Here is a 21745-nt window from a genome sequence, read left to right on the forward strand (position 1 = left end):
CCTGGCACGTCCGCGCCCGGCACCGGCGTCACGGCACGGCACGCGTGGCGTCGTTCAGAAGCGCTTGTTCGGCGGCGGTCTCGCCGGAGTGGATGCAGTCCGCGATGCCGACCCCCCGGTAGGCGGAACCGGCCAGCAGCAGGCCGGGCGACGACTCCAGGCGCCGGGCGATCGCCTCCAGCGTCCGCAGGTGACCGACCACGTACTGGGGCATCGCGGCCGGGTGCCGGACCACCCGCACGAGCATGGGATCGCCGGCGACGCCGAGCGCCGCGGCCAGCTCCTCGCGCGCCAGCCGGACCAGCTCGTCGTCACTCGCCTCGAGCACGCCGGCGTTCAAGGCGCCGCCGAGGAAGCAGCGGAGCAGGACGTGTCCGGCGGGGGCCCGCCCCGGGTACTTCACGCTGGAGAACGTGCACGCCAGCAGCGCGCGACCTTCTACCCGCGGCACCACGAACCCGAAGCCGTCGAGCGGATGGCGGATGGCGGCGCGCGGGTACCCGAGCGAGATGGTCGCCGACGAAGCGTACGGGATGCCCTGCAGGAGGCTGGCCAGCTGGGGATCGACGTAGCGGAGCAGACGGCTCGCCGCGTGGCCCTCGACGGCGGCGATCACGCGATCCGCCTCGATGACCGACCCGCCACCGTCGACAGCCCAGCTCGCGCCGCGCCGGACGACGCTGTTGACGCGCCGCTCGAGCTGGACGGCGCCCGCCGGCAGCCGGGCGGCCAGGCCCTGCACCAGCTCATTCATCCCGCCACTCAGGGTGACGAAGAGGCTCCAGCGCGCCCCGCTGCTGCCGGAGGCAGCCGGCCCGCCCCGGCTCGCCCGCCAGAGCCCGATGATGAGGCTGCGTCGAACTCGCTCCAGCTCGAGGAAGCGCGGCATCGTCGCTCTCAAGCTGAGCTCGTCGGGGTCGGCGGTATAGATGCCGGCCACCAGCGGCTGGGCCACGCGCTCCAGCGCCTCGCGCCCCAGGCGGCGACGCACAAATGCCCCCAGGCTCTCGTCGGCCCCGGCCGCGCCGCGGGGCAAGAGCAGATCGAGAGCCATCCGGGCTTTGCCCGGCCAGGACAGGAGCTGCGAGGCGAGGAACGGACGTACCCGGGTGGGCGCCAGGAGCTGGAATCCCTCGGGCAGCGGATGCAGTCGGCCGTGGAACCACACGAAGGTGCGCCGGAAGCGGTCGTCGGTCCCGACCAGGCGGTGCTCCAGGCCCAGGCGCCGGCACAGGGCCAGCCCCCATGGCTTCTCGGAAAGGAACGAGTCGGGCCCAGCCTCGACGAGGAAACCGTCCACCCGCTCGGTCTCGATCGTGCCCCCCAGGCGCTCCCGAGCCTCGAGGACGGTAAGCTCGAGCGAAATACCGCGCTCGCGAGCCAGCTCGACGGCCCGATGCGCCGCCGCCAGCCCCGCGATGCCTGCGCCGATCACAACCAGCCTCATCCCCGCCCAGCCCCACCGGACGGCCGCGCCGACGACCCGCCGGCCACGTGACGGCGGACGACATCGGCGAGCGCAGCGATGAACGCGGGGTGGTCGTTCACGGCCTGTGCGCGGTGCAGCGTCAGGGCCGCCGCACGGGCGGTGGCGCGCGCCTGCACGTCGAGGTCGTAGAGCACCTCCACGTGATCGCACACGAAGCCGATCGGCGCCACGACGACGTGCCGGACACCCTCGCCGGCCAGCGCGCGGAGGACGTCGTTCACGTCGGGCTCGAGCCAGGCCTTGCCGGGGCTACCGCTCCGGCTCTGGTAGGCCAGTGACCATCGGGCGTGGCCGAGCCGGGTGGCCACCTCGCGCGAAGCCGCCGTGAAGTCGGCGACGTAGGGCGAGACCGCCGCCATGGCGACCGGGACGCTGTGGGCGGTGAAAACCAGCGGCGTCGCCGCGCGCGCGGGCGCGGGCACCTGCTCGAAAGCCTGACGACAGCGGTCGGCCACCGCGTCGGCGAAGCCGGGATGGTCGAACCAGGCGGGGGCGAAGACGACGTCGGGGGCGTCAGGAGTTTCCGCTCGCGCCCGGGCGACGTCGGCCATGTAGCGCTCCCACGAAGCCTCCGTCCGAAGGGCGGAGAGGATCACGCCGAGCACGCGCCGACACCCCTGCCTGGCCATCGCCGCCAGGGTGTCGCGCAGCCAGGGGCGCCAGTTGCGCATCCCCACGAACACGGGGAGCGCCAGCCCCTCGGCGGCCAGCCGCGCGCCCAGGGCGCGCCCCTGTGCCTCGGTCAGCTCGTTCAGCGGCGAGCGACCGCCTGGCATCTGCTCGTAGTGGCGGGCCACTTCTTCGAGTCGCGCCGGCGGAATCCCTCGGCCACGGGTGACCGTCTCGAGGAAGGGGCGGATCTCGTCGGGCGTCGTGGGGCCGCCAAACGCGATCAACAGCACGGCGTCGATTGCAGCGGGGCCCGCCCGCTCGGTCAGCTCCGAGGATGGCCTGTTCAAGGTGCGGCGTGGTTCCGTTGTATCTTCACTTGGAGCTGAGGTCGTGGACCATGTCGACCAGGGCCCGAACGTGGTCCACCGGCGTCTGGGGAAGCACGCCGTGACCGAGGTTGAAGATGTGTCCGGGTCGGCCGCCGGCGCGGGTCAGGACGTCCCGGGCGCGCTGCTTGAAGAGGACCGGCGGGGCCAGCAGCGCGGCCGGATCGAGATTGCCCTGCACGGCGACGTCCGGACCCAGGACACTCCAGGCGGCATCGAGATCCACGCGCCAGTCGAGCCCGATCACGTCGCCGCCCGCATCACGCATGCACGGCAACAAGCCGGCCGTCCCCGTGCCGAAGTGGATGATCGGTACACCGGGCGTGACCTTCTCCAACAGGGCGCGCACGTGGGGCTGGACGAACGCCCGGTAATCGGCCGGGCTGAGGACGCCCGCCCAGGAGTCGAAGAGTTGGACGGCCTGGGCGCCCGCGGCGATCTGGCCGTTGAGGTAATGGGCCGTCGCCTCGCCGAGCAAGTCCATCAGCCGGTGCCACCCCTCGGGCTCCTCGTACATGAACCGCTTGACGTGCAGGTAGTCGCGCGAGGGACCGCCCTCGATGAGGTAGGAGGCCACGGTGAACGGGCCGCCGGCGAAGCCGATGAGGGGGAGCCGGCCAGCAAGCTCGCGCACGACCGTGCGGACGGTTTCGAAGACGAACGGCACGGCCGTAGCCGGGTCGATGGGCGCCAATCTCTCGACCTGGGCGCCGGTACGGATGGGCCGCTGGATCACGGGCCCTTCGCCTTGGGCGAACTCGAGGCCGACGCCCAGCGGCTCGATCAGCAACAAGATGTCGGCGAACAGGATGGCGGCGTCCACACCCAGCCGGTCGATGGGCAGCAGCGTGACCTCGGCGGCGGCGGCCGGATCGCGGCAGAGCTCGAGAAACCCGTGGCGAGCGCGGAGGGCACGGTACTCGGGGAGGAAACGACCGGCCTGGCGCATGAGCCACACCGGTGTCACCGGCGTGGGCTCGCGGCGTGCGGCCCGCAAGAGGAGCGGGGTTTCCGGGGCAGGCACGTCGGACAGGGTCGCATCCGGGCACCCCTGGAATCAAGGGTCGGCGGGGTTTATGATCGCCGCCACTATGCCATTCATCTCCGGCAAGCAGGCGTTCTTGAGAATCCTCCGTGACGAGGGTGTCTCGGTGATGTTCGGCAATCCCGGCACGACCGAGCTGCCCCTGATGGACGGCCTCGCCCGCCAGGCCGACATCCGTTACGTGCTCGCGCTCCAGGAGGCGCCCGCGATCGCGATGGCCGATGGCTACGCCCAGGCCAGCGGTGGCCTGGCCGCCGTCAACGTGCACGTCTCCCCTGGCCTGGGCAACGCGATGGGCATGCTCTACGACGCGTACAAGGCCGGCTCGCCGCTGCTGCTCACCGCGGGCCAGCACGACCAGTGCTTCACGGTGACCGAGCCGATCCTCTGGTCGGATCTGCCCCCGGTGGCCCGGCCCTACGTCAAGTGGTCGACCGAGGCGCATCGGCTGGAGGACCTGCCGCGCATCGTGCGGCGCGCGGTGAAGACCGCGCTGGCCCATCCGACCGGGCCCGTGTTCCTCTCCTTGCCGGTGGACGTGCTCAACGCGGAGCGCGACGTCGATCTCGGCGCCTCCACGCGAGTGGCCCCGCGGCTGGTCGGGGACCGCGCGGCGATCGAGGAGGCCGCCCGGCGGCTGGTCCGCGCCGAACAGCCCCTGCTGGTGGCCGGAGACGCCGTCGCCCACTCGAACGCGCTCGCCGAGCTGGTCGAGCTGGCCGAGCTGCTGGGGGGGCCGGTCGTGACCGAGGGTGTGGCCTCCACGTGCAGTTTCCCCTTCTCGCACCCGCTCTACAGCGGATCGTTCCCCCGCCTGGCCCCGCCGATCCGGGCGTTCCTCATGCGTTACGACCTGCTCTGCTCGATCGGCGGCGATCTCTTCACGCTCTCGCTGCCGTCCGATGTGGAGCCGGTGCCCCATGGCCTCGACATCATCCACATCGACGTCGATCCGTGGGAGATCGGCAAGAACTACCCGGCGGCCGTCGGCATCCAGGGCGATCCCAAGGCCACGCTGCCCGAGCTGAGCGAAGCCGTGCGCCGGCTCACGGGCAAGGCCGGACATCCGCATGCGGCCAAGCGCCGGGAGGCGGTGGCGCTGGCGTTTGCGACGGAGCGGGCGGAGCTGGAGCAGAAGGCGCAGCGGGGAGCCGGTCAGAATCCGATGCCGGCGCTGAGCCTGGTCCACGCCGTGGCCCAGGCGACGCCGCCCGGCGCGACGATCATCGACGAGACGATCTCGTCGGGGGCTGGGGTCCGTCACTTCTTTCGCTGCGAGGACGCCAAGAGCTTCTTCGGCCTGCGCGGCGGCGGAATCGGCTGGGGACTGCCGGCGGCGCTCGGCGTGAAGCTGGCGCTCCCCGACCGCCCGGTGATCGCGCTCATCGGCGACGGCAGCGCGATGTACACGTGCCAGGCCCTGTGGACCGCCGCCCGCGAGTCGCTAGCGGTCGTCTACGTGATCTTCAACAACGCGTCCTACCGGATCCTCAAGCAGCGCACCCACGCCCTCAAGGGCTTCTCGGCCGAGGACGATCACTATGTCGGCATGGACCTCGACCGGCCCCTCATCGACCACGTGGGGCTCGCCCGCTCGCTGGGGGTGCCCGGCGAGCAGGTGGACAAGGCGGCCGACGTCGGTGCCGCGCTCGCCCGGGGGCTCAAGAGCGGCGGGCCCTATCTCATCGACGCCCGCCTCGATTCCGCGTTCAAGTAGCGCCCGCTCGTTCCAGAGGAGGAGACCCATGAAGCCGTTCCAGCTCCCGCGATGGCGGTTCATCAGCTGCTGCGGTCACCACTGGGGCCATCGGCCACCCGTCGCCGAGCCGGCCGAGAGCGCCGGCCGGCGCGCGTTTCTCAAGACGGCCTCGGCCGGCGCCGCCGGGCTGGCCGCGCTGGGCACCCTGCCGCGCGCGGCGGCCGCGCAGGTGCGAGTCTTCCCCCCACCCCCGCCCGCGGTGAGCCCCATCGAAGGATTGATCGACTTCCACGTGCACTCGGCGCCCGACGTGTTCGGGCGGGCGATCGACGACGACGAGTCGGCCGCCCTCTACATGGCGCGCAAGGCCGAGGCCGTCGTCCTCAAGAACCACGTGGTGTCCACCGCCGGCCGGGCGTTCCTGCTGCGCAAGCACACCCCCGGCCTCAAGGCGTTCGGCGGGGTCGTGCTCAACGGCGCCCTGGGCGGCATCAACCCCGATGCCGTGCAGTGGATGTGGCGCATGCAGGGCGGCTACGGCCGTCTGGTCTGGTTCCCCACCTTCGACGCCGACAACCACGTCAAGCACTTCAAGGACGCGCCGGAAGGCATCAAGGTGGTCGGCGGCGACGGCAAGGCGTTGCCGGCCGTCCGTGAGGTACTGAAGGTCTGCGGTCAACAGAAGCTGGTCGTCTGCACCGGCCACGCCTCGCCCGTCGAAGCGCTGGCCATCATCGAGGCCGCCCGCGACGCCGGCTGCGACCGCATCGTGGTCACCCACGCCGAGTTCGAGGTCGTCAACATGTCGGTCGAGCAGATGAAGAAGGCGGCCGCCATGGGCGCCAAGCTGGAGATCTGCGCCATGGGGCCGTTGATGGGACCCAGTGCCCACCTGGCCTGGATGCGCCACTGGCGTCAGGTCACGTACAAGGAGTCGGCCGAGCACGTCAAGGCGGTGGGGGCCCAGCACTTCGTCCTGTCCACGGACCTGGGGCAGACCGGCAACCCGTCGCAGCCGGACGGCTACGCGATGCTCGTGGCCGGTTTGCTGGGGCAGGGCATCACGAAGGATCAGATCAAGGTGATGGGACGGGAGACGCCCGGCAAGCTGCTCATGGGTTGAGACCGAGCGGGCAGATCGCGATGGCCATGAGCTTCGGCATCCACGTCGGCCACATGGGGGGGCCGCTCGACGAGATGCGGCGACTCTGGAGGTTTGCCGACGAGCGAGGCTTCGACTGGTTCTCGGTCTCCGACCACTTCCAGGAGTCGCCGCCACAGGGGGGCGAGATCGACTGCTTCGAGTCCACCACCATCATGGCGGCGGCGGCCCTGGAGACCCGCCGCGTGCGGATCGGCTCGCTGGTCTACAGCGTCCTCTACCGCAACCCGGGCGTCTTCGCCTCGGCCTTGACCTCCATCGACCACCTCTCGGGCGGACGGGTCGATTGCGGCCTCGGGGCCGGCTGGCACGAGCTGGAGACCCGGGCCTTCGGCCTGCCCTTCCCGTCCATCGGCACGCGCGAGGACATGCTGGAGGAGTACGTGCAGTGCCTCCGCCTGCTCTTCGATCCGGCCGTCAAACGCGCCGATTTCAGCGGCACGCATTTCCGGCTCGAGCACGCGCCCAACAATCCCAAGCCGCTGCAGCCGCGACTGCCCATCTGGATCGGCGGCGGGGGCGAGAAGCGCACGCTCCGCGCGGCGGCCCGCCACGCCGACGGCTGGAACGCGCCCTATCTGGGCCCGGAGGCCTGGAAGAAGAAGAGCGACGTGCTGGACGCCTGGTGCGAGCGGCAGGGGCGCGACCCGCGGAGTATCCAGCGCAGCGTCAATGTCGGCTTCTATCTCGGGGCCGACGCCAGGGGCGCCGCCCGCGGCGAAGCGCTGTTCCAGACGCACTACGGCAAGGACCCCCGGGCGCGGACGGGGTTCCTGCGCGGGACGCCCCCGGACATCCTGCCGATGATCGCGGCCTATCGGGAGGCCGGCGTGCAGCGGCTCAACATCGCCTTCCGACAGGGCCCCTACGACTGGGACGCCCTGCACCGCTTCGCCGAGGAGGTCGTGGCCAAGGCCTGAACCGGTCAAGGCCGGCCTGGTGGCGAGTCCGGCCCGGCCGGGCGGGAACGTCACCGGCCTCACCCTGTTGTTCGTGGACGAGGGCGGCCTGATGGCGTACGGGCCGAGCCGGCCCGACCTCTACCGGCGTACGGCGGCCTACGTAGACATCTCTACGCACGCTGGCCGTGTCAACAGCGACTCGGGGCCAAGCCGGCCGATTTGCCCGCGACCGACGAAGTTCGAGTTCGTCATCGACGTCAAGGCCGCCCGGACGCTCGCTCTCGCCATCCCGGCGACGGTGCTGGTCCGCGCCGATCAGCCGATCGAGTAAGTTGCGCCGCTGGGCCCCTCGGTCTACCGTAGAGCCCTCGATGAGGAGAATCCGATGACCGAGGGAGGCGGCCTGATCCGCGGGCTGGAAGGTGTAGTCGCCGCCGAGACCCGGCTGTGCGATCTCGACGGCGCCAACGGCCGCCTGGCCTACGGCGGCTACGACATCGACGACCTGGCCCGCCGGGCCACGTTCGAGGAAGTCGCCCACCTGCTCTGGCACGGCGAGCTGCCGACCCGCGCGCAGCTCGATCGGCTGCAGGCCGAGCTCGTGGCGGCCCGCCCCGTGCCGCGTGAGTTGCTGCAAACGTTCGTCCTCATGCCCCGGGCCACCGATCCGATGCGCACGCTCCAGGCGGCGGTGGCCATCCTCGGCATGCACGACCCGGACGCCACCGAGAACACGCACGAGGCCAACCTGCGCAAGGCGGTCCGGCTGACCAGCCAGCTCGCCACCGCGATCTGCGCGCAACATCGAATTCGCGGCGGCCAGGAGCCCGTGGCGCCGGTCAAGGATCTCGGCCACGCCGCCAACTTCCTGTACATGCTGACGGGCGAGCGGCCGACCCCGGTCACCACGAAGGCCTTCGACGCGAGCCTCACGCTCTACGCCGAGCACGAGCTGAATGCCTCCACCTTCACCACCCGGGTCATCACCTCCACCCAGTCCGACATGCACTCGGCGGTGGCGGGCGGGGTGGGCGCGCTCAAGGGCCCGCTGCACGGCGGGGCGGGCGAGGCGGTGATGCGCACGCTGATGGAGATCGGCGACGTCGCCGACGTCGAGCGCTTCACGGAGCAGGCGCTGGCCACCCGGCGTCGGCTCATGGGCTTCGGCCATCGGGTGTACAAGGCGGGCGACCCGCGGGCGGCGATCCTCAAGGGGATGGCCGAGGAGGCCTGCCGGCAGTCCGGGCAGTTCAAGTGGTTCGAGATGGCCGTGCGGCTGCACGAGCGGATCAACCGGGCCAAGGGCCTGATCCCCAACGTCGACTTCTACTCGGCCCCACTCTTCTATTCGCTGGGGATCGCCGTCGACCTGTTCACGCCGGTCATCGCGGCCGGCCGCGTCGCCGGCTGGACGGCCAACATCATCGAGCAGCACCGCGACAACCGGCTGATCCGGCCCCGGGGGGACTATCAGGGGCCCGGCCGCCGCGCCTGGCTGCCCCTCGAGAAGCGATGAGCGCGGGGCGCAGCCTCACCCGCAAGCTGATCGACGAGCACCTCGTCGCCGGCAAGCCGTCGGTGGGCGAGGAGATCGGCATCGCCGTCGACCAGATCCTATTGACCGACACCAACGGCATCCAGTCCTGGCTGCAGTTCGAAGCGATGGGCTTCGGGGGGGTCAAGCCGGGCCGGGTGGTGACCTACATCGACCACAACGTCTACCAGTTCGACTCCCGCAACTCCGACGACCACCGGTATCTGCAGACGGTGTCCCGTCGCTACGGCGCCGTGTTCTCCAAGCCCGGCAACGGCATCTGTCACCAGGTGCACGTCGAGAGCTTCGCGGTCCCCGGCGAGGTGTTGCTGGGGTCGGACAGCCACACCCCGCTCTGCGGCGCCGCCGGGATGCTGGCCATCGGGGCCGGCGGGCTCGACGTGGCGGTGGCGCTGGGCGGCGGACCTTACTTCTTTCCCATGCCCGCCGTGGTCCGCGTCTGGCTCACCGGCCGCCTCGGCCCCTGGGTCACCGCCAAGGACGTCATCCTGGAGCTGCTGCACCGGTTGAGCGTGCGGGGCGGCACCGGAAAGATCTTCGAGTACGGCGGCCCCGGTCTCGAGAGCCTGCTTTTGGCCCAGCGGATGACGATCGCCAACATGGGCGCCGAGCTCGGCCTGACGACGAGCGTGTTTCCGAGCGACGACGTCACGCGCTCGTACCTGACCCGTCTCGGCCGTGGCGAGGACTGGCGGCCGGCCCTGCCCGACGACGACGCTTCGTACGACGACCAGATCGAGCTGGATCTGAGCGCCATCGGGCCGCTGGTGGCCCTGCCCGGATCGCCGGACCGCGTGGTTCCGGTGGTCGAGGTGGCCGGCACCCCGGTCGAGCAGGTCATGGTCGGCTCGTGCACGAACGGCTCCTGGCACGACATGGCCTCGGTGACGGGGGTGATGCGCGGCCGCCGCGTGCACCCCTCGGTCTCCTTCATCCTCTTCCCGGGCAGCCACCGCATCCTCGAGACGATGGCCCGGGAGGGGCTGCTCACCGACCTGCTGGCCGCCGGGGCGACCGTGTCCGAGTCGACCTGTGGCGCATGCCCGGGGATCGGTCACGTGCCGGCCAGCGGGGCCAAGAGCCTGCGGGCCTTCAATCGCAACTTCCCGGGGCGCAGCGGGGTCAAGGACGACCAGGTCTATCTCTGCTCGTCGGTGACCGCCGCGGCCTCCGCCCTGACGGGCGCGATCACCGATCCGCGAACGCTCGGCCCCGAGCCTCCCGTCACGCTCCCCGCCCAATTCGCCTCCTCGACCGTCGGGTTCGTGGCGCCGGACGGGCGAGGTGAGGTCGTGCGCGGGCCGAGCATCAAGGCCGTGCCGCTCGGGGAGGCGGTCACGGAGACCCTGGAGGCGCCGGTGCTGCTCAAGCTCGGCGACAAGGTCTCCACCGACGACATCTCGCCTTCGGGGGCCGGGGTCCTGGTGTTTCGCTCCAACATCCCCGCGATTGCGGAATTCACCTTTCGCCACGTGGATCCCGAGTTCGTGGCCCGCGCCCGCCGGTCGGGTGTCGGGATCATCGTGGCCGGCGAGCTGTACGGCCAGGGCTCCTCGCGCGAGGTCGCGGCCATCGGACCGATGTTCCTCGGCGTCCGCGCCGTCATCGTCAAGTCGTTTGCCCGCATCCACCGGGCGAACCTGATCAACTGGGGTGTCGTTCCCCTGGTCTTCGACGACCCCAGCGTCTGGGACGAGCTGGAGCGCGACGACCGGCTGCGCCTGGAGGACCTGAGAGCGGCGTTGGCCCAGGGCCACCGCGTCCGCGTCACCAACCTCCGCTCGGGGCGTTCGTTCACCGCGTCGTGCGTGCTGACGCCGCGCGAGCGGGACATCCTCCTGGCCGGCGGGCTCCTCGCCCACACACGGGCGGCGTCAGGGTCATCGTGACCCAGCGGCGGATCCGGGCGGTCTACATGCGAGGCGGGACCAGCCGCTGTCTGGTCTTTCACACGGAGGACCTGCCTCCGGCCGGCGTGGCCCGCGACCAGATCCTGTCGGCGGCGCTGGGCAGCCCCGATCCTTACGGCCGGCAGCTCGACGGGCTGGGCGGCGGGATCTCGTCGCTGTCGAAGGCGTGCATCATCGGCCCGCCGAGCCACCCCGAGGCCGACGTCGATTACACCTTCGCCCAGATCGACGTGAAGAGCCCGCTGGTGGACTACACGGGCAACTGCGGCAACTGCTCGTCGGCGGTGGGGCCGTTCGCCATCGACGAGAAGCTCGTCCTGCCCACCGCCAGCCCGGCGGCTGTCCGCATCCACAACACGAACACGCGCAAGCGCATCGTCGCCCGCGTGCCCCTGGAGGACGGGCTGGCGGCGGTGACGGGGGACTTCGAGCTGCCCGGCGTACCCGGTCGCGGAGCCCGGATCACGCTGGACTTCCTGGAGCCCGGCGGCGCCGTCACGGGACGGCTCCTGCCCACTGGGCGGCCGCGCGACGTCGTCGGCGGGCACGAGGCCTCGCTGGTCGACGCCACGAATCCCGTCGTGTTCGTCCGGGCGCGAGATCTCAAGCTCGGCGGCACCGAGATGCCGGCGGCGATCGACGCCGACCGGGCGCTGGTCGCGCGCCTGCTGGCCATCCGGACCGAGGCCGCAGCGCTCATGGGCGTCGTCGGCAGCCCGGCCGTCCCCATGATCGCCCTCGTGGCGCCGGCCGTCCCCTTCACCACGCTCGACGGGCGCGCCGGGGACGCCGACAGCGTCGACCTGCTCGCCCGCGTCATGTCCATGGGGAACTGTCACCGGGCCTTCGCCCTCACCGCATCCATGTGCCTGGCCGTGGCCGCCCGCATCGAGGGGACGGTGGTCCACGAGTGCGTGACACCGCCGGACGCCTCCCGGTCCACCGATATCCGCCTCGGTCACCCCTCCGGGATCCTGCCCATCGCCGCCTCCGTCGTCACCCGGGACGGCCAACCGTATGCCGAGCGCGTGACCGTGTATCGAACGGCGCGCCGCCTGATGGAAGGGTTCGTGAGAGTGCCGTGAGCCAGCTCTACCGCGTCGCCGCCGGCGAAGAGATCGCCCGCCGGCGCGCGCGCCTGCCGGCGGGTAGCGTCATCGAAACCTGGAGCGATCTGTACGTCCCGGGGCGCTTCTGGCTGGGCGCCGAGTCCAAGACCCTCCTCGATTCGCTGGGGGAGCCGGTGCCCGTCGAGCTCGGCCTGCCCGCGTCCAGCGTGGCCATCTACTACGGGCCGCGTCTGCGCGACCTCGATTCCCTCCCGCCCGAGGAATCGCTCAAGGCTCGCGTGTTGTCGGGGCACGGTATCGCGGTGGCCTGGGTGACGCTCGATCGCTTCGGCGAGCGGGTGGCCTATCAGCCGACGTCGCCGCGCGACCCCGTGTTCCACCTGCGTCGCCGCGGTGGCGGTGTCGCACATCTGTGGCGGTTGTTCCCCTCCCGCGCTGCCGCGGTAGCCTACATGGCCGAGGCGTACGGCGACGCCGAGGCGATGCAGTGGGCCGAGGCGGTGGCCGACGAGGACTTCGACGCCCTGCTCCAGCGCCATGGCGCGCGATGACGACTGCCGTCGCCGGCCTCGCCAGCGAGCGGGAGTTCTTCTACCCGTTCCTCCGTCTGGTGGCCCGGTTCTGGCTGTGGTTCCTGTTCAAACGCGTCCACGTCCGGCACCTCGAGCGCGTCCCCCAGACCGGGCCGGTCATGCTCTGCATCAACCACCCCAACAACCTCATCGACTCGCTGCTGGTGGGCGCCGTGATGCCGCGCAAGGTGCACTTCCTGGCCACGGCCACTCTGTTCCGGCGGCCGTTGCTACGACGGCTCTTGCCGGGGGCCGGGGTGATCCCCATCTATCGCAAGCAGGATGAGCCCTCGGCCTCCGCATCGAATGCCGAGGCTTTCGCCGCCTGTCACGCCGCCTTCGACCAGGGCGGTGTCGTCGCCATCTATCCCGAGGGCACCACCCACGCCGAGGCCCGCGTGCAGCGCATCAAGACCGGCGCCGCCCGGATCGCCCTGAGCTTCGAGGCGCAGCGCCCCGAGACCCTGAGCGTGATCCCGGTCGGACTGTCGTTCGAGGCGCGCAAGTCGTTCACGGCGCGGGTGCTCGTCTCCTTCGGAGAGCCGGCGGCCTTGACGGCGTACGGCCGGGCCTACCGGGTCGATCCGGTCAAGGCCGTCGAGGAGCTGACCGCGGCCATCCAGTGGGCCATGGAGGCGCAGGTCGTCCACGTCGACCGGATCGAGACCGCGGCCGTCGTGCGGGCGGTCGAGGAGCTGTACCGCAGCCACCTCGTGCGCGAACTGCGCGCGGAGCGCGGCCTGGCCGAAGATGAGGTCGACCTCTTTCGGATCTCCCGCTCGATCGTGGAGGCGGTCGAGCACTTCAAGGAGCGCGACCCTCAGCGCGTCGAGCGCCTCTGGCGGCGGATCCAGGCCTACCGCGCGCTCCTGGCCCGCTACCAGGTGACGGATGACGCCGTGCAGGCCCGGTTGGGGCGGCGCACGATCCGGCGGCGCGTGCTGAGCGCCGGCGAGGCCGTTGCCGTGTTCCCGCTGTTCGCCTACGGCGCCTTCGTCAACGCCCTGCCCTACTTCGTGCCGCGCTGGCTGGCCCGGCGGCGGGCCCGCAAGGAGACCGACTATGCGACGACGCGCCTGCTGGCGAGCATCGTCGCCCTGCCGCTGTTCTGGGGTCTGGAGATCTGGCTGGTGGTCCGGCTGGCCGGTGTCCTGTGGGGCGCGCTCTTCGCGCTCTCGCTGCCCCTGAGCGGGCTCGTCGCCTACCACTATCTCAGGGGAATCGACACCCTCCGGCACGGCATGCGGCTCGGCCTGCTCGCGCTGACCCGGGGGGCGGTCGCCCGGGACCTGCTCGCCGAGCGCCGGCAGATCATCGCCGAGCTGGACCGGGCGCGGGAGGGCTACCTGGCGGCCACGCGGGGCTCATCGTTCTGATGGCAGCCTCGACCGTGAACGTCCATCGGCTCGAGGAGATCACCATGCCGGCGCTCGACGCGCTCGATCGCGAGCGGGCCGTCGTCGTGCTCACCGTGAGCCCGCTGGAGCAGCACGGGCCTCACCTCCCGCTCGGCGTCGACGCCTTCACGGCGCGTCACTTCGCCGAGGAGATCGCCCGGCGCCTGACTGCCGAGCGGCCGGGATGGTCGGCCGTGCTGGCGCCCACGCTGCACCTGGGGTCCTTCACCTTCGAGGCGGTCGGCACTGTTCCCGTACGGCAGCGCGTGGTCCGCGACGCCGTCGTCGACTTCGGCACGGCGTTCGCCCGGGCCGGGTTCCGCTACGTCGTGGTGGCCAACGGCCACGCCGGGCCCACCCACCTGGCGGCCCTCGATGAGGCGGCCGCGACCGTCTCGGGCCGCCACGGGATCCGCATGGCCTCGCTGTCCGGGGGGCTCATCGCGCAATTCCGCTCCGGCCGTTTCCTCGACCAGGTCGAGACCGCGCTGGGGCGGCCGCTCGCCGATGCCGAGCGGCGCGCCTTCGCGGAGGACGCCCATGCCGGCTGGTGGGAGACCTCGATGATGCTGATGCTGCGCCCGGAACTGGTGGATGGCGCGTGGCGCGACCTGCCCCCGGCCACCTATTCGCTGCCCCAACGGCTCGTCCCCAACTATCCGCTCCGCGACGGCGCCGCCGGGTACGTGGGCCACCCGGCGCTGGCCGACCCGGCGTTCGCCAGGGCCACGACGACGGTGCTGCTGGCGGAGGCGATGCGGCTGGTCCACGCGCTGCTCGATGGACGGCTCGGTCCCACCGCCCGGCCCTCGCCGTACTACGCCATTCCTTTCTTGAGAACGGACTTCTGGCGGCTGGCCGCAGCGGCCGGCCTCGGGCTGGCCGCGCTCGCCTGGCTCCGGCCCCGGCGGTAGCCGAGCCATCATGCTGCTCGTCGAGGTCACGACGGACAACGGCGTGGCCTGGCTCCGTCTGAACCGGCCCGACGCGCTCAACGCGCTCAGCACCGCGCTCACCGAGGCGCTGGAGCAGGCGCTGGAGCGAGTGGCCGGCCAGGATGATGTCAGCGTGCTGATCGTGGCCGGGCGAGGCCGCGCCTTCTGCGCCGGCAACGACCTGGCCGAGATGGGCTCGCTGTCCCCGGAAGCGGCGGCGGCGTTGGCCACCCGTCAGGCCGCCCTGATGGACCGCTTCTCCCAGCTGCCGCAGGTGACGATGGCCGCCATCGACGGTCACGCCCTCGGCGGCGGCCTCATGCTGGCGCTCGCTCAGGACGTGCGGATCGCCTCCGATCGGGCGCGCTTCGGCCTGCCCGAGGTCACGCTGGGCTTCAATCCGGCCTACGGCATCGCCCGCCTGCTCGACATCGCCGGCGGCGGCCACGCGCGCGACTTGTTGCTCACCGGCCGCACCGTCCACGCCAGCGAGGCGCTGCGCATGGGTCTGCTGAACCGGGTGGTGGCGCCGCCCACCCTGGAGGCCAGCGCCGGCGCCTGGGCCGCCGAGATCGCCGCCTCGCCGCGCGAAGGCCTGGCGGCGACGAAGGCGATCGTGCGCAGCCTGCGGGCGGGCCCGCGGGGAGGCGAGCCGGAGGCCTACGGGGCGGCGCTGCGCACCAGCCCGCAAGCGCGCGAGCGGATTCGGGCCTTCGTGGAGCGCAAGGGCCGGAGATAGCTTAGAATGCGCTCCGCCTCAGGGCGCAAGGAGGTCGAGACGATGAGCACGACGCGACGCAGCTTCCTCAAACTGGTCGGTGGTGCCTCGGCCGCGCTGGCCACACGACTGGACAGTCCGCCCGCCTTCGCGCAGGCCGGGCCCGTCAAGATCGGCGTGCTCGCCGCCAAAGCCGGGGTCACCGCCCCCGTCGGCGAATCGGGCCTCCGTGGCACGCAATTCGCCGTCGACCGCATCAACACCGCGGGCGGGATCATGGGCCGGAAGATCGAACTGGTCGTCGAGGAGGAATCCAACCCCAAGGACACCGTGGAGCGCTTCCGCAAGCTCGCGCTCCAGAGCAAGGTCGACGCGGTGACCGGCGTCGCGTCGACGGGCGTGGGGCTCGCCATCGGCCCGGTGGCCGAGGAGCTGAAGACCATCTGGCTGGCCTGGGACGGCACCACCCAGAAGGGCGTCGAGGAGTCGATGCCGAAACCGAAGTACTCCTTCCGCAGCGTCGACAACGAGGCCGAGGCGGTGATGGCCTCGATCCTCACGGCCCGGCACTTCAAGGGCAAGATCAAGACCGTGGCCGGGATCAACAACGATTACTCCTACGGCCGGGACAACTGGGCCGCCTTCCTGGCCATCATGAAGAAGTTCGGGATGGGGGTGACGCCGGTGGCCGACCTGTGGCCGAAGCTCGGCGAGACCAACTTCACCTCTCACGTCGCCGCCCTGCACCAGGCCAGGCCCGATCTCGTCTTCTGCTCCTTCTGGTCGGGCGACGCGCCGATTTTATTGAAGCAGGCCCACGCGGCCGGGCTCACCCGCTCGACGAAGTTCGTCATGACCACCGCCGGCGGCGTGCACGAGTCGCTGAAGAAGGACTTCGCCCCCGAAGGCATGATCCTCGGCTACAACTCCATGTACTTCGAGGCGCCCGGGGCCAGCCCCCTGCTGCGCGAGTTCACCAAGTGGCACCACGCTAAGTTCAAGGAGTGGCCCAACTACGAGTCCGACCACGCCTACTTCACGGTCATGGCATACAAGGCCGCCGTGGAGGAGGCGGGCAAGGGCGCGGGGAAGTGGCCCACGTCGGATGCCGTGATCAACGCGCTGGCCGGGATCGAGGTGGAGTCGCTGTCAGGGCGGCGCGGCTATCGGGCCGATCACATCATGGAATGCAGCTTCTTTCAGGGCATCAGCACCCACAAGAACCGCCACGACTTCGTGACCATCGACCCGGTGGAGGTCATGTCCACCAAGCAGATTCAGAAGCCGTCGGGCATGGGTCTCTACGACTGGATCAACTCCTGGAAAGCGTGAGGGCCGCGACGTCCTGATCGCCCAGAGTCTCAACATCGTGCTCGGCGGCGTGTTCCACGCCGCCGTGCTGTTTCTGGTGGCCGCGGGGCTGCAGCTCGTCTTCGGCGTGCAGAAGATCCTCAATCTAGCCTGCGGCTCGTTCTACGCGCTGGGGGCGTACTTCGGCGTCTCCCTGGTCTCGTGGGCGCTGGGGGCGGGCCTGCCCGCCCCGCTGTTCGTCCTCGTGCTGGTGGCCGCCGGCGTCCTGCTGGCCGTCCTCGGCCCGCCGATCGAGCGTCTGTTGCGGACCATCTACGACCGTGACGAGAGCCTGCAGCTCTTGCTCACCTTCGCGCTGGTGCTCATGTTCGAGGACGTCATCCGGTTCTTCTGGGGCAGCGCGCCCCATCAACTCGCCGGGGCGGTGTATCTGGTGTACGGCCAGCTCACCCTCGGCCGCCTCACCATTCCCGTCTACAACCTGATCGTCATCGCGGCCGGCGGAGCCATCGCCGCCGGCATGGGCTGGCTGCTCATCCGCACGCGCTTCGGGCGCATTGTGCGGGCGGCGGCGGAGAACCGCCGGATGGCCGAGGCGCTCGGCGTGGACATGGGGTGGGTGTACTCGCGGGTCTTCACCCTCGGCGTGGCGCTGGGCACGGTGGGTGGCGCCCTGGTCATCCCGGCCACGGCGGCGGTGAACGAGATGGGTATCGACCTCATCGTGGAGGCGTTCGCCGTGGTGGTGATCGGCGGCCTGGGTAGCATGCGCGGCGCCTTCGCCGGCGCGCTCGTCGTGGGCATCCTCCGGGCGGTGGCGATCGCCACCTACCCGGAGGTGGAGATGCTGGCCATCTACGTGATCGTCATCGGTGTGCTCATCCTGAGGCCGGCCGGCCTGTTCGCCAGGGCCGCGACGTGATCCCCCGGTTCGTCCTGGCCCTGGCCGTGGTCGGCGTGGCGCTGGTGCCGCTGGCCGGGCAGGACTACTACGCCACGCTGATGCTGCCGTTCTTCGGTTACGGCATCGCGCTGCTCGGGCTGAACCTCCTGTTCGGCTACACGGGCCTGCTGTCGTTCGGCCACGCCCTGTTCGTCGCGGTGGGCGCCTACACGGCCGCCTACCTGACCGGCGTCTTCGGGGTCCGGCAGTTCGAGCTCATCCTGCTCGCCGCCGCCGGGACGGCCGCCCTGGTGGCCGTGCCTACCGGCCTCGTCGCCGTGCGCTACGTGAAGATCTACTTCGGCATGCTGACGCTGGCCTTCGGCATGCTGTTCTACTCGTTCCTCTTCAAGTTCTACCATCTCACCGGGGGGGACGAGGGCATGCGGGTGCTGCGGCCCGTCCTGCTCGGCCAGCCGCTGGCCGGGATGGACACCGTGCCGTTCCTCGTCGGCCCCTATTACTACTACTGCCTGGGCCTGCTCATCCTGGCCGCGCTGGTGATGTGGCGGATCGTCTCGTCCCCGTTCGGCCTGTGCCTGCGCGTCATCCGAGAGAACCCGGCCAAGGCCGAGGCGCTGGGCTTGAGCGCGCGCCGCTACCGCTTCTATGCGTTCGTGATCGCCGCCGTCTTCGGCGGCGTGGGCGGCGTGCTGCTCGCCGTGCCCACCGGGCTGGCCGATCCGCTGCTCGCCTACTGGACCCACTCCGGGAATCTCGTGTTCATGCTGTTACTGGGCGGCTTCGCGAACTTCTTCGGTCCCATCCTGGGCGCCCTGGTCTTCATCTTCCTGCAAGACCAGGTGATGTCGTTCACGCAATACTGGCGCTTCGTGTTCGGCGCCATCCTGGCCGTCGTCGTGATCTTCTTCCCGCGCGGGCTCATGGGGCTCTGGTCCTCGGAGGGAGCCTGACCCGATGGCGCTGCTGCAGGCGGTGGAGGTCACCAAGTTCTACGGCGACGTGTGCGCGCTGGCCGGCGTGTCGTTGAGGGTGAGCGCGGGCGAGTTCGTCTCCATCATCGGCCCCAACGGGGCCGGCAAGACCACGCTGGTCAACGTCCTGGCGGGGCTGACCGCTCCGTCGGGCGGCGCCGTACGCTTCAAGGACCGGGACGTGGTCGGCATCGGGCCGGCCCGCCTGGCCCGCCTGGGCATGGCGCGCTCGTTCCAGCTCGTGACGATCTTCCCGGGCCTCACCGTGGAGGAGACCATCGCGGCCGCCGCGCTGTCGCGCCTGGGACGCGCAGGCCGGCTGTGGGCGCGGCTCGCCGCGGACGCCGACGTACGGGCCGAGGTCCACGAGGTCGCCCGCCTGTTCGGTCTCGATCGGCACCTGGGCAGGCCGGCCCGAACCCTGCCCCAGGGCGACAAGAAGCTCCTCGACGTCGCCAGCGCGTTCGCGCTGCATCCGGACATCATCCTGCTGGACGAGCCGACCTCGGGCGTGAGCACCGGCGACAAGCACCTGATCATGGAGACGCTCGTGAGCGCGGCCCGGCGAATCGGCATCCAGGCCATCGTGCAGGTCGAGCACGACATGGATATCGTCTTCGGCTACTCGGACCGGATCGTGGCCCTGCACGAGGGCCGCGTGCTCGCCGACGGCCCGCCCGAGCGCATTCGGGCCGACGCCCAGGTCGTCGCCACCGTGCTGGGCCGCACGGAGCCGCACGCGCCTGGAGCAGCCCACCCGCGGTCCGACCCGAGCGCGCGTCACCCGCTCCAATAATGCTCGAGGTGCGGGACCTCACCGTGGACATCCAGGCCAGCCGGGTCCTGCGCGGCATCCGTCTGGAAGTGAGCCAGCACGAGCTGGTCTGCCTGGTGGGGCGCAACGGCGCCGGCAAGACGACCGCGCTGCGGACGATCATGGGGTATCTGCGGCCGGCCGCCGGCGCCATCACGTTCCGGGGCGAGAGCCTGGTCGGGCTGCCCACGCACGCCATCGCCGCGCGCGGCATCGGCTTCGCTCCCGAGGAGAGCGAAGTGTTCGGAGACCTCACAGTGGCCGAGAACATCGAGATCGCCACGTGGACGCGGCCGACGGGGCGCCCGCCCGCGGAGCGCGTCGAGCGGGCCTACCACGTGTTCCCCCGACTGCGGGGGTACGCCACCCGGGGCGGCACGCAGCTGTCCGGGGGCGAGCGCAAGATGCTGTCGGTGGCGCGCGCCCTGGCGCTGGATCCGCACCTCTTGTTGCTCGACGAGCCGTTCGAAGGCCTGTCCCCGGCCATCATCCCGCTCATCACCGCCTCGATCTCGGACATCGCCCGGCTCGGCGTGGCCATTCTCATCGCCGAGTCCAACGTCCACCACGTGCCCGAGCACGCCACCCGCTTGTACGTCATCGAGCGCGGCGAGATCATCTTTGCCGGCAAGCCGCAGGACGCCCGGCGCGACCCGACCGTCCTGCGCATCATCGGAGGAGGACCCTGATGCCATCCCTGCCGCTGATTCCCACCGCCGTCGTCGGCTCCCACGGCAAGCCCGGCTGGTGGTTCACCGTGGTGAAGGCCTACGAGGCCGGCGAGGCCGGCCCCGCCGATGTCGAGGAGATGTTCGATGACGCCGCCGACACCGCCATCCGTGACATGGAGCGGGCCGGCATCGATATCATCACCGACGGCGAGGTGCGCCGGCTCGACGGCTACGTCGACTCCTACTACGCCATCATCAAGGGCATCCGCCCGCTGCCGGTCCGCCGCAAGCTGGGGCCCTGGGGCTACGATCAGCAGACGCGCTACGAGGCGGTCGGGCCCATCGAAACGCCGCCCGGCGGCCTGGGCATCGTCAAGGAGTTCGAGTACCTGCGCGCCCGCACCACGCGGGCGACCAAGGCCACCTGCGCCGGACCCCTCACCTTCGGGTCGCGGATCCTCCCGGGCACGGTGTACGCGGGGGTCGTCGATATCGCCGAGCGCTTCGCCGACGTCATCAACGCCGAGCTGCAGGCGCTCGCGGCCGCTGGCGCCGACTTCATCCAGATCGACGAGCCGGCCCGCGGCAACGTGACCGGGGAGGAGATGGCCCGGCTCTTCAACCGGGCCACCGAGGGCGTCCGGGCCCGGCTGGCCTTTCACATCTGCTTCGGCAACCGCTACGGGCGCTCCCGCTTCGCCCGGACGTACGCGCCGTACTTCCCGGGCCTCCTGAAGGCGCGCGCCGACCAGTTCGTGCTGGAGTTCGCCGGCCGGGAGCTCAGCGAGCTCGAGCTGTGGAAGCAGTACGGCGACGGACGCCAGCTGGGCGCCGGCGTCATCGACGTCAAGGGCTTCGAGCAAGACACGGCCGAGGATGTGGCGCGGCGGATCCGTCGCGTCCTGCACGTGTGTCCGGCCGAGCGGCTGACCGTCAATCCGGATTGCGGCTTCGGCTGGTCGCCGCGGTCCATGTGCAATCAGAAGCTACGCGCGCTCGCCGCCGGCGCCGCCCTCGTGAGGAAGGAGCTGGGCGTCACCGGTTGACACCCAGTCACACCAGCGACGTGATTTGTCAGCGCGCCGGGGCGCCAGCTGCGTCGGAGCGCCCGCGAAATCACCCGGCGCCGCGATGGGTTAGCACGACGTCGCGTCGCCCCAGCGCGGGCGCGAGCGCGGCGGCGTCCGGTACGCTTCTTGCTCCCTCGAGCGCGAATGGCGCGCACGCCCGCCACGGTTCCCGCAATCCTCGTCGTGGACGACGACCGTCGGCTCGCCGACATGCTGGCCAAGATCCTCGCCGCTGAGGGCCATCGCGTCGACACGGCCGACAACGGGCGCGCCGCCCTGAGCCAGCTGGCCCGGCGCGATTACGACGTGATCATCACCGACGTCCGCATGCCCGAGCTCGACGGGTTCGGGCTATACCGCGAGGTGGAGCGACGCTGGCCGGCGCTGCTGCCGCGCGTCATCTTCATCACGGGGGACTCCACCAATCCCGATACCCAGCGGTTCCTGGCCCGCATCGGCGCTCCGGCCCTGCACAAGCCCTTCGACCTCGACGACATCCACCGCACGGTGCGGGAGGCCCTCGCGCGACGTCGCTAATGGCCGCCGGCG

21 protein-coding genes are annotated in these 21745 nt (G+C 71.0%); 18 read left to right on the forward strand and 3 right to left on the reverse strand.

Going from position 1 to position 21745, the window contains the following annotated elements:
- Positions 1–28: 28 nt before the first annotated feature.
- The 3 genes from hemG to hemE form a co-directional block, all read right to left on the reverse strand.
- The gene (gene hemG, locus VFR64_01180) at positions 29–1447 is read right to left on the reverse strand and encodes a protoporphyrinogen oxidase (GenBank protein HET9488355.1); all 1419 of its coding nucleotides are present in this window, start codon (positions 1445–1447) and stop codon (positions 29–31) included.
- Positions 1444–2391, reverse strand: a complete 948-nt coding sequence (hemH, locus tag VFR64_01185) for a ferrochelatase (GenBank protein HET9488356.1) — start codon at positions 2389–2391, stop codon at positions 1444–1446. Before hemH ends, hemG begins: the two co-directional genes overlap by 4 nt.
- An 82-nt stretch (positions 2392–2473) precedes the next feature.
- Positions 2474–3511, reverse strand: coding sequence for a uroporphyrinogen decarboxylase (hemE, locus tag VFR64_01190; protein HET9488357.1), 1038 nt, complete (start codon positions 3509–3511; stop codon positions 2474–2476).
- Between the two features lie 67 nt (positions 3512–3578).
- Between hemE and VFR64_01195 the strand changes: the two genes are divergently transcribed.
- The 18 genes from VFR64_01195 (at position 3579) to VFR64_01280 (ending at position 21733) form a co-directional block, all read left to right on the forward strand.
- Complete coding sequence (locus VFR64_01195; GenBank protein ID HET9488358.1) at positions 3579–5249, forward strand: thiamine pyrophosphate-binding protein; 1671 nt, start codon at positions 3579–3581, stop codon at positions 5247–5249.
- 28 nt (positions 5250–5277) lie between these two features.
- The gene (locus VFR64_01200; GenBank protein HET9488359.1) at positions 5278–6354 is read left to right on the forward strand and encodes a DUF6282 family protein; all 1077 of its coding nucleotides are present in this window, start codon (positions 5278–5280) and stop codon (positions 6352–6354) included.
- A 20-nt stretch (positions 6355–6374) separates the two neighbouring features.
- Positions 6375–7313 (forward strand): LLM class flavin-dependent oxidoreductase, encoded by a 939-nt coding sequence (locus VFR64_01205; protein HET9488360.1) that lies wholly within the window; start codon positions 6375–6377, stop codon positions 7311–7313.
- Positions 7314–7332: 19 nt separating this feature from the next.
- A complete protein-coding gene (locus VFR64_01210; GenBank protein HET9488361.1) occupies positions 7333–7626 on the forward strand; it encodes a hypothetical protein in 294 nt (97 codons plus the stop codon).
- A 54-nt stretch (positions 7627–7680) separates the two neighbouring features.
- Complete coding sequence (locus tag VFR64_01215) at positions 7681–8811, forward strand: citrate/2-methylcitrate synthase (protein HET9488362.1); 1131 nt, start codon at positions 7681–7683, stop codon at positions 8809–8811.
- Complete coding sequence (locus tag VFR64_01220) at positions 8808–10739, forward strand: aconitate hydratase (protein HET9488363.1); 1932 nt, start codon at positions 8808–8810, stop codon at positions 10737–10739. Before VFR64_01215 ends, VFR64_01220 begins: the two co-directional genes overlap by 4 nt.
- Positions 10736–11845 (forward strand): PrpF domain-containing protein, encoded by a 1110-nt coding sequence (locus tag VFR64_01225; GenBank protein HET9488364.1) that lies wholly within the window; start codon positions 10736–10738, stop codon positions 11843–11845. Before VFR64_01220 ends, VFR64_01225 begins: the two co-directional genes overlap by 4 nt.
- Positions 11842–12381, forward strand: a complete 540-nt coding sequence (locus VFR64_01230; protein HET9488365.1) for a hypothetical protein — start codon at positions 11842–11844, stop codon at positions 12379–12381. Before VFR64_01225 ends, VFR64_01230 begins: the two co-directional genes overlap by 4 nt.
- Positions 12378–13778: a 1-acyl-sn-glycerol-3-phosphate acyltransferase gene (locus tag VFR64_01235; GenBank protein ID HET9488366.1), complete on the forward strand. Its 1401-nt coding sequence runs from the start codon at positions 12378–12380 to the stop codon at positions 13776–13778. The genes VFR64_01230 and VFR64_01235 overlap by 4 nt, the downstream gene beginning before the upstream one ends.
- Positions 13778–14713: a creatininase family protein gene (locus VFR64_01240; GenBank protein ID HET9488367.1), complete on the forward strand. Its 936-nt coding sequence runs from the start codon at positions 13778–13780 to the stop codon at positions 14711–14713. The genes VFR64_01235 and VFR64_01240 overlap by 1 nt, the downstream gene beginning before the upstream one ends.
- A gap of 10 nt (positions 14714–14723) precedes the next feature.
- Positions 14724–15473 carry an enoyl-CoA hydratase/isomerase family protein gene (locus VFR64_01245; protein ID HET9488368.1) on the forward strand — a complete coding sequence of 250 codons (750 nt, stop codon included), beginning with the start codon at positions 14724–14726 and terminating at the stop codon, positions 15471–15473.
- Between the two features lie 42 nt (positions 15474–15515).
- Positions 15516–16784 (forward strand): ABC transporter substrate-binding protein, encoded by a 1269-nt coding sequence (locus VFR64_01250; protein ID HET9488369.1) that lies wholly within the window; start codon positions 15516–15518, stop codon positions 16782–16784.
- Positions 16785–16800: 16 nt separating this feature from the next.
- Positions 16801–17685, forward strand: coding sequence for a branched-chain amino acid ABC transporter permease (locus VFR64_01255; protein ID HET9488370.1), 885 nt, complete (start codon positions 16801–16803; stop codon positions 17683–17685).
- Positions 17682–18620, forward strand: a complete 939-nt coding sequence (locus tag VFR64_01260; protein HET9488371.1) for a branched-chain amino acid ABC transporter permease — start codon at positions 17682–17684, stop codon at positions 18618–18620. The genes VFR64_01255 and VFR64_01260 overlap by 4 nt, the downstream gene beginning before the upstream one ends.
- A 4-nt stretch (positions 18621–18624) precedes the next feature.
- On the forward strand, positions 18625–19437 hold the full coding sequence (locus VFR64_01265; GenBank protein ID HET9488372.1) for an ABC transporter ATP-binding protein: 813 nt from the start codon (positions 18625–18627) through the stop codon (positions 19435–19437).
- Positions 19437–20144, forward strand: a complete 708-nt coding sequence (locus tag VFR64_01270; protein HET9488373.1) for an ATP-binding cassette domain-containing protein — start codon at positions 19437–19439, stop codon at positions 20142–20144. Before VFR64_01265 ends, VFR64_01270 begins: the two co-directional genes overlap by 1 nt.
- Positions 20144–21172 (forward strand): methionine synthase, encoded by a 1029-nt coding sequence (locus tag VFR64_01275; protein ID HET9488374.1) that lies wholly within the window; start codon positions 20144–20146, stop codon positions 21170–21172. Before VFR64_01270 ends, VFR64_01275 begins: the two co-directional genes overlap by 1 nt.
- A gap of 168 nt (positions 21173–21340) precedes the next feature.
- Positions 21341–21733: a response regulator gene (locus tag VFR64_01280; GenBank protein ID HET9488375.1), complete on the forward strand. Its 393-nt coding sequence runs from the start codon at positions 21341–21343 to the stop codon at positions 21731–21733.
- The last annotated feature ends 12 nt before the right edge of the window (positions 21734–21745 follow it).

It is taken from the genome of Candidatus Methylomirabilota bacterium, assembly GCA_035709005.1.
GTDB lineage: Bacteria > Methylomirabilota > Methylomirabilia > Rokubacteriales > CSP1-6 > 40CM-4-69-5.

Bases quoted from the DNA above. Each gene is read 5' to 3' on its own strand.
- VFR64_01200 (HET9488359.1), top strand. From the start codon at position 5,278: ATGAAGCCGTTCCAGCTCCCGCGATGGCGGTTCATCAGCTGCTGCGGT.
- VFR64_01240 (HET9488367.1), top strand. From the start codon at position 13,778: ATGGCAGCCTCGACCGTGAACGTCCATCGGCTCGAGGAGATCACCATG.
- VFR64_01265 (HET9488372.1), top strand. From the start codon at position 18,625: ATGGCGCTGCTGCAGGCGGTGGAGGTCACCAAGTTCTACGGCGACGTG.
- VFR64_01280 (HET9488375.1), top strand. From the start codon at position 21,341: ATGGCGCGCACGCCCGCCACGGTTCCCGCAATCCTCGTCGTGGACGAC.
- VFR64_01245 (HET9488368.1), top strand. From the start codon at position 14,724: ATGCTGCTCGTCGAGGTCACGACGGACAACGGCGTGGCCTGGCTCCGT.
- VFR64_01270 (HET9488373.1), top strand. From the start codon at position 19,437: ATGCTCGAGGTGCGGGACCTCACCGTGGACATCCAGGCCAGCCGGGTC.
- VFR64_01220 (HET9488363.1), top strand. From the start codon at position 8,808: ATGAGCGCGGGGCGCAGCCTCACCCGCAAGCTGATCGACGAGCACCTC.
- VFR64_01195 (HET9488358.1), top strand. From the start codon at position 3,579: ATGCCATTCATCTCCGGCAAGCAGGCGTTCTTGAGAATCCTCCGTGAC.
- VFR64_01215 (HET9488362.1), top strand. From the start codon at position 7,681: ATGACCGAGGGAGGCGGCCTGATCCGCGGGCTGGAAGGTGTAGTCGCC.
- hemG (HET9488355.1), bottom strand. From the start codon at position 1,447: ATGAGGCTGGTTGTGATCGGCGCAGGCATCGCGGGGCTGGCGGCGGCG.
- VFR64_01235 (HET9488366.1), top strand. From the start codon at position 12,378: ATGACGACTGCCGTCGCCGGCCTCGCCAGCGAGCGGGAGTTCTTCTAC.
- VFR64_01205 (HET9488360.1), top strand. From the start codon at position 6,375: ATGGCCATGAGCTTCGGCATCCACGTCGGCCACATGGGGGGGCCGCTC.
- VFR64_01275 (HET9488374.1), top strand. From the start codon at position 20,144: ATGCCATCCCTGCCGCTGATTCCCACCGCCGTCGTCGGCTCCCACGGC.
- VFR64_01250 (HET9488369.1), top strand. From the start codon at position 15,516: ATGAGCACGACGCGACGCAGCTTCCTCAAACTGGTCGGTGGTGCCTCG.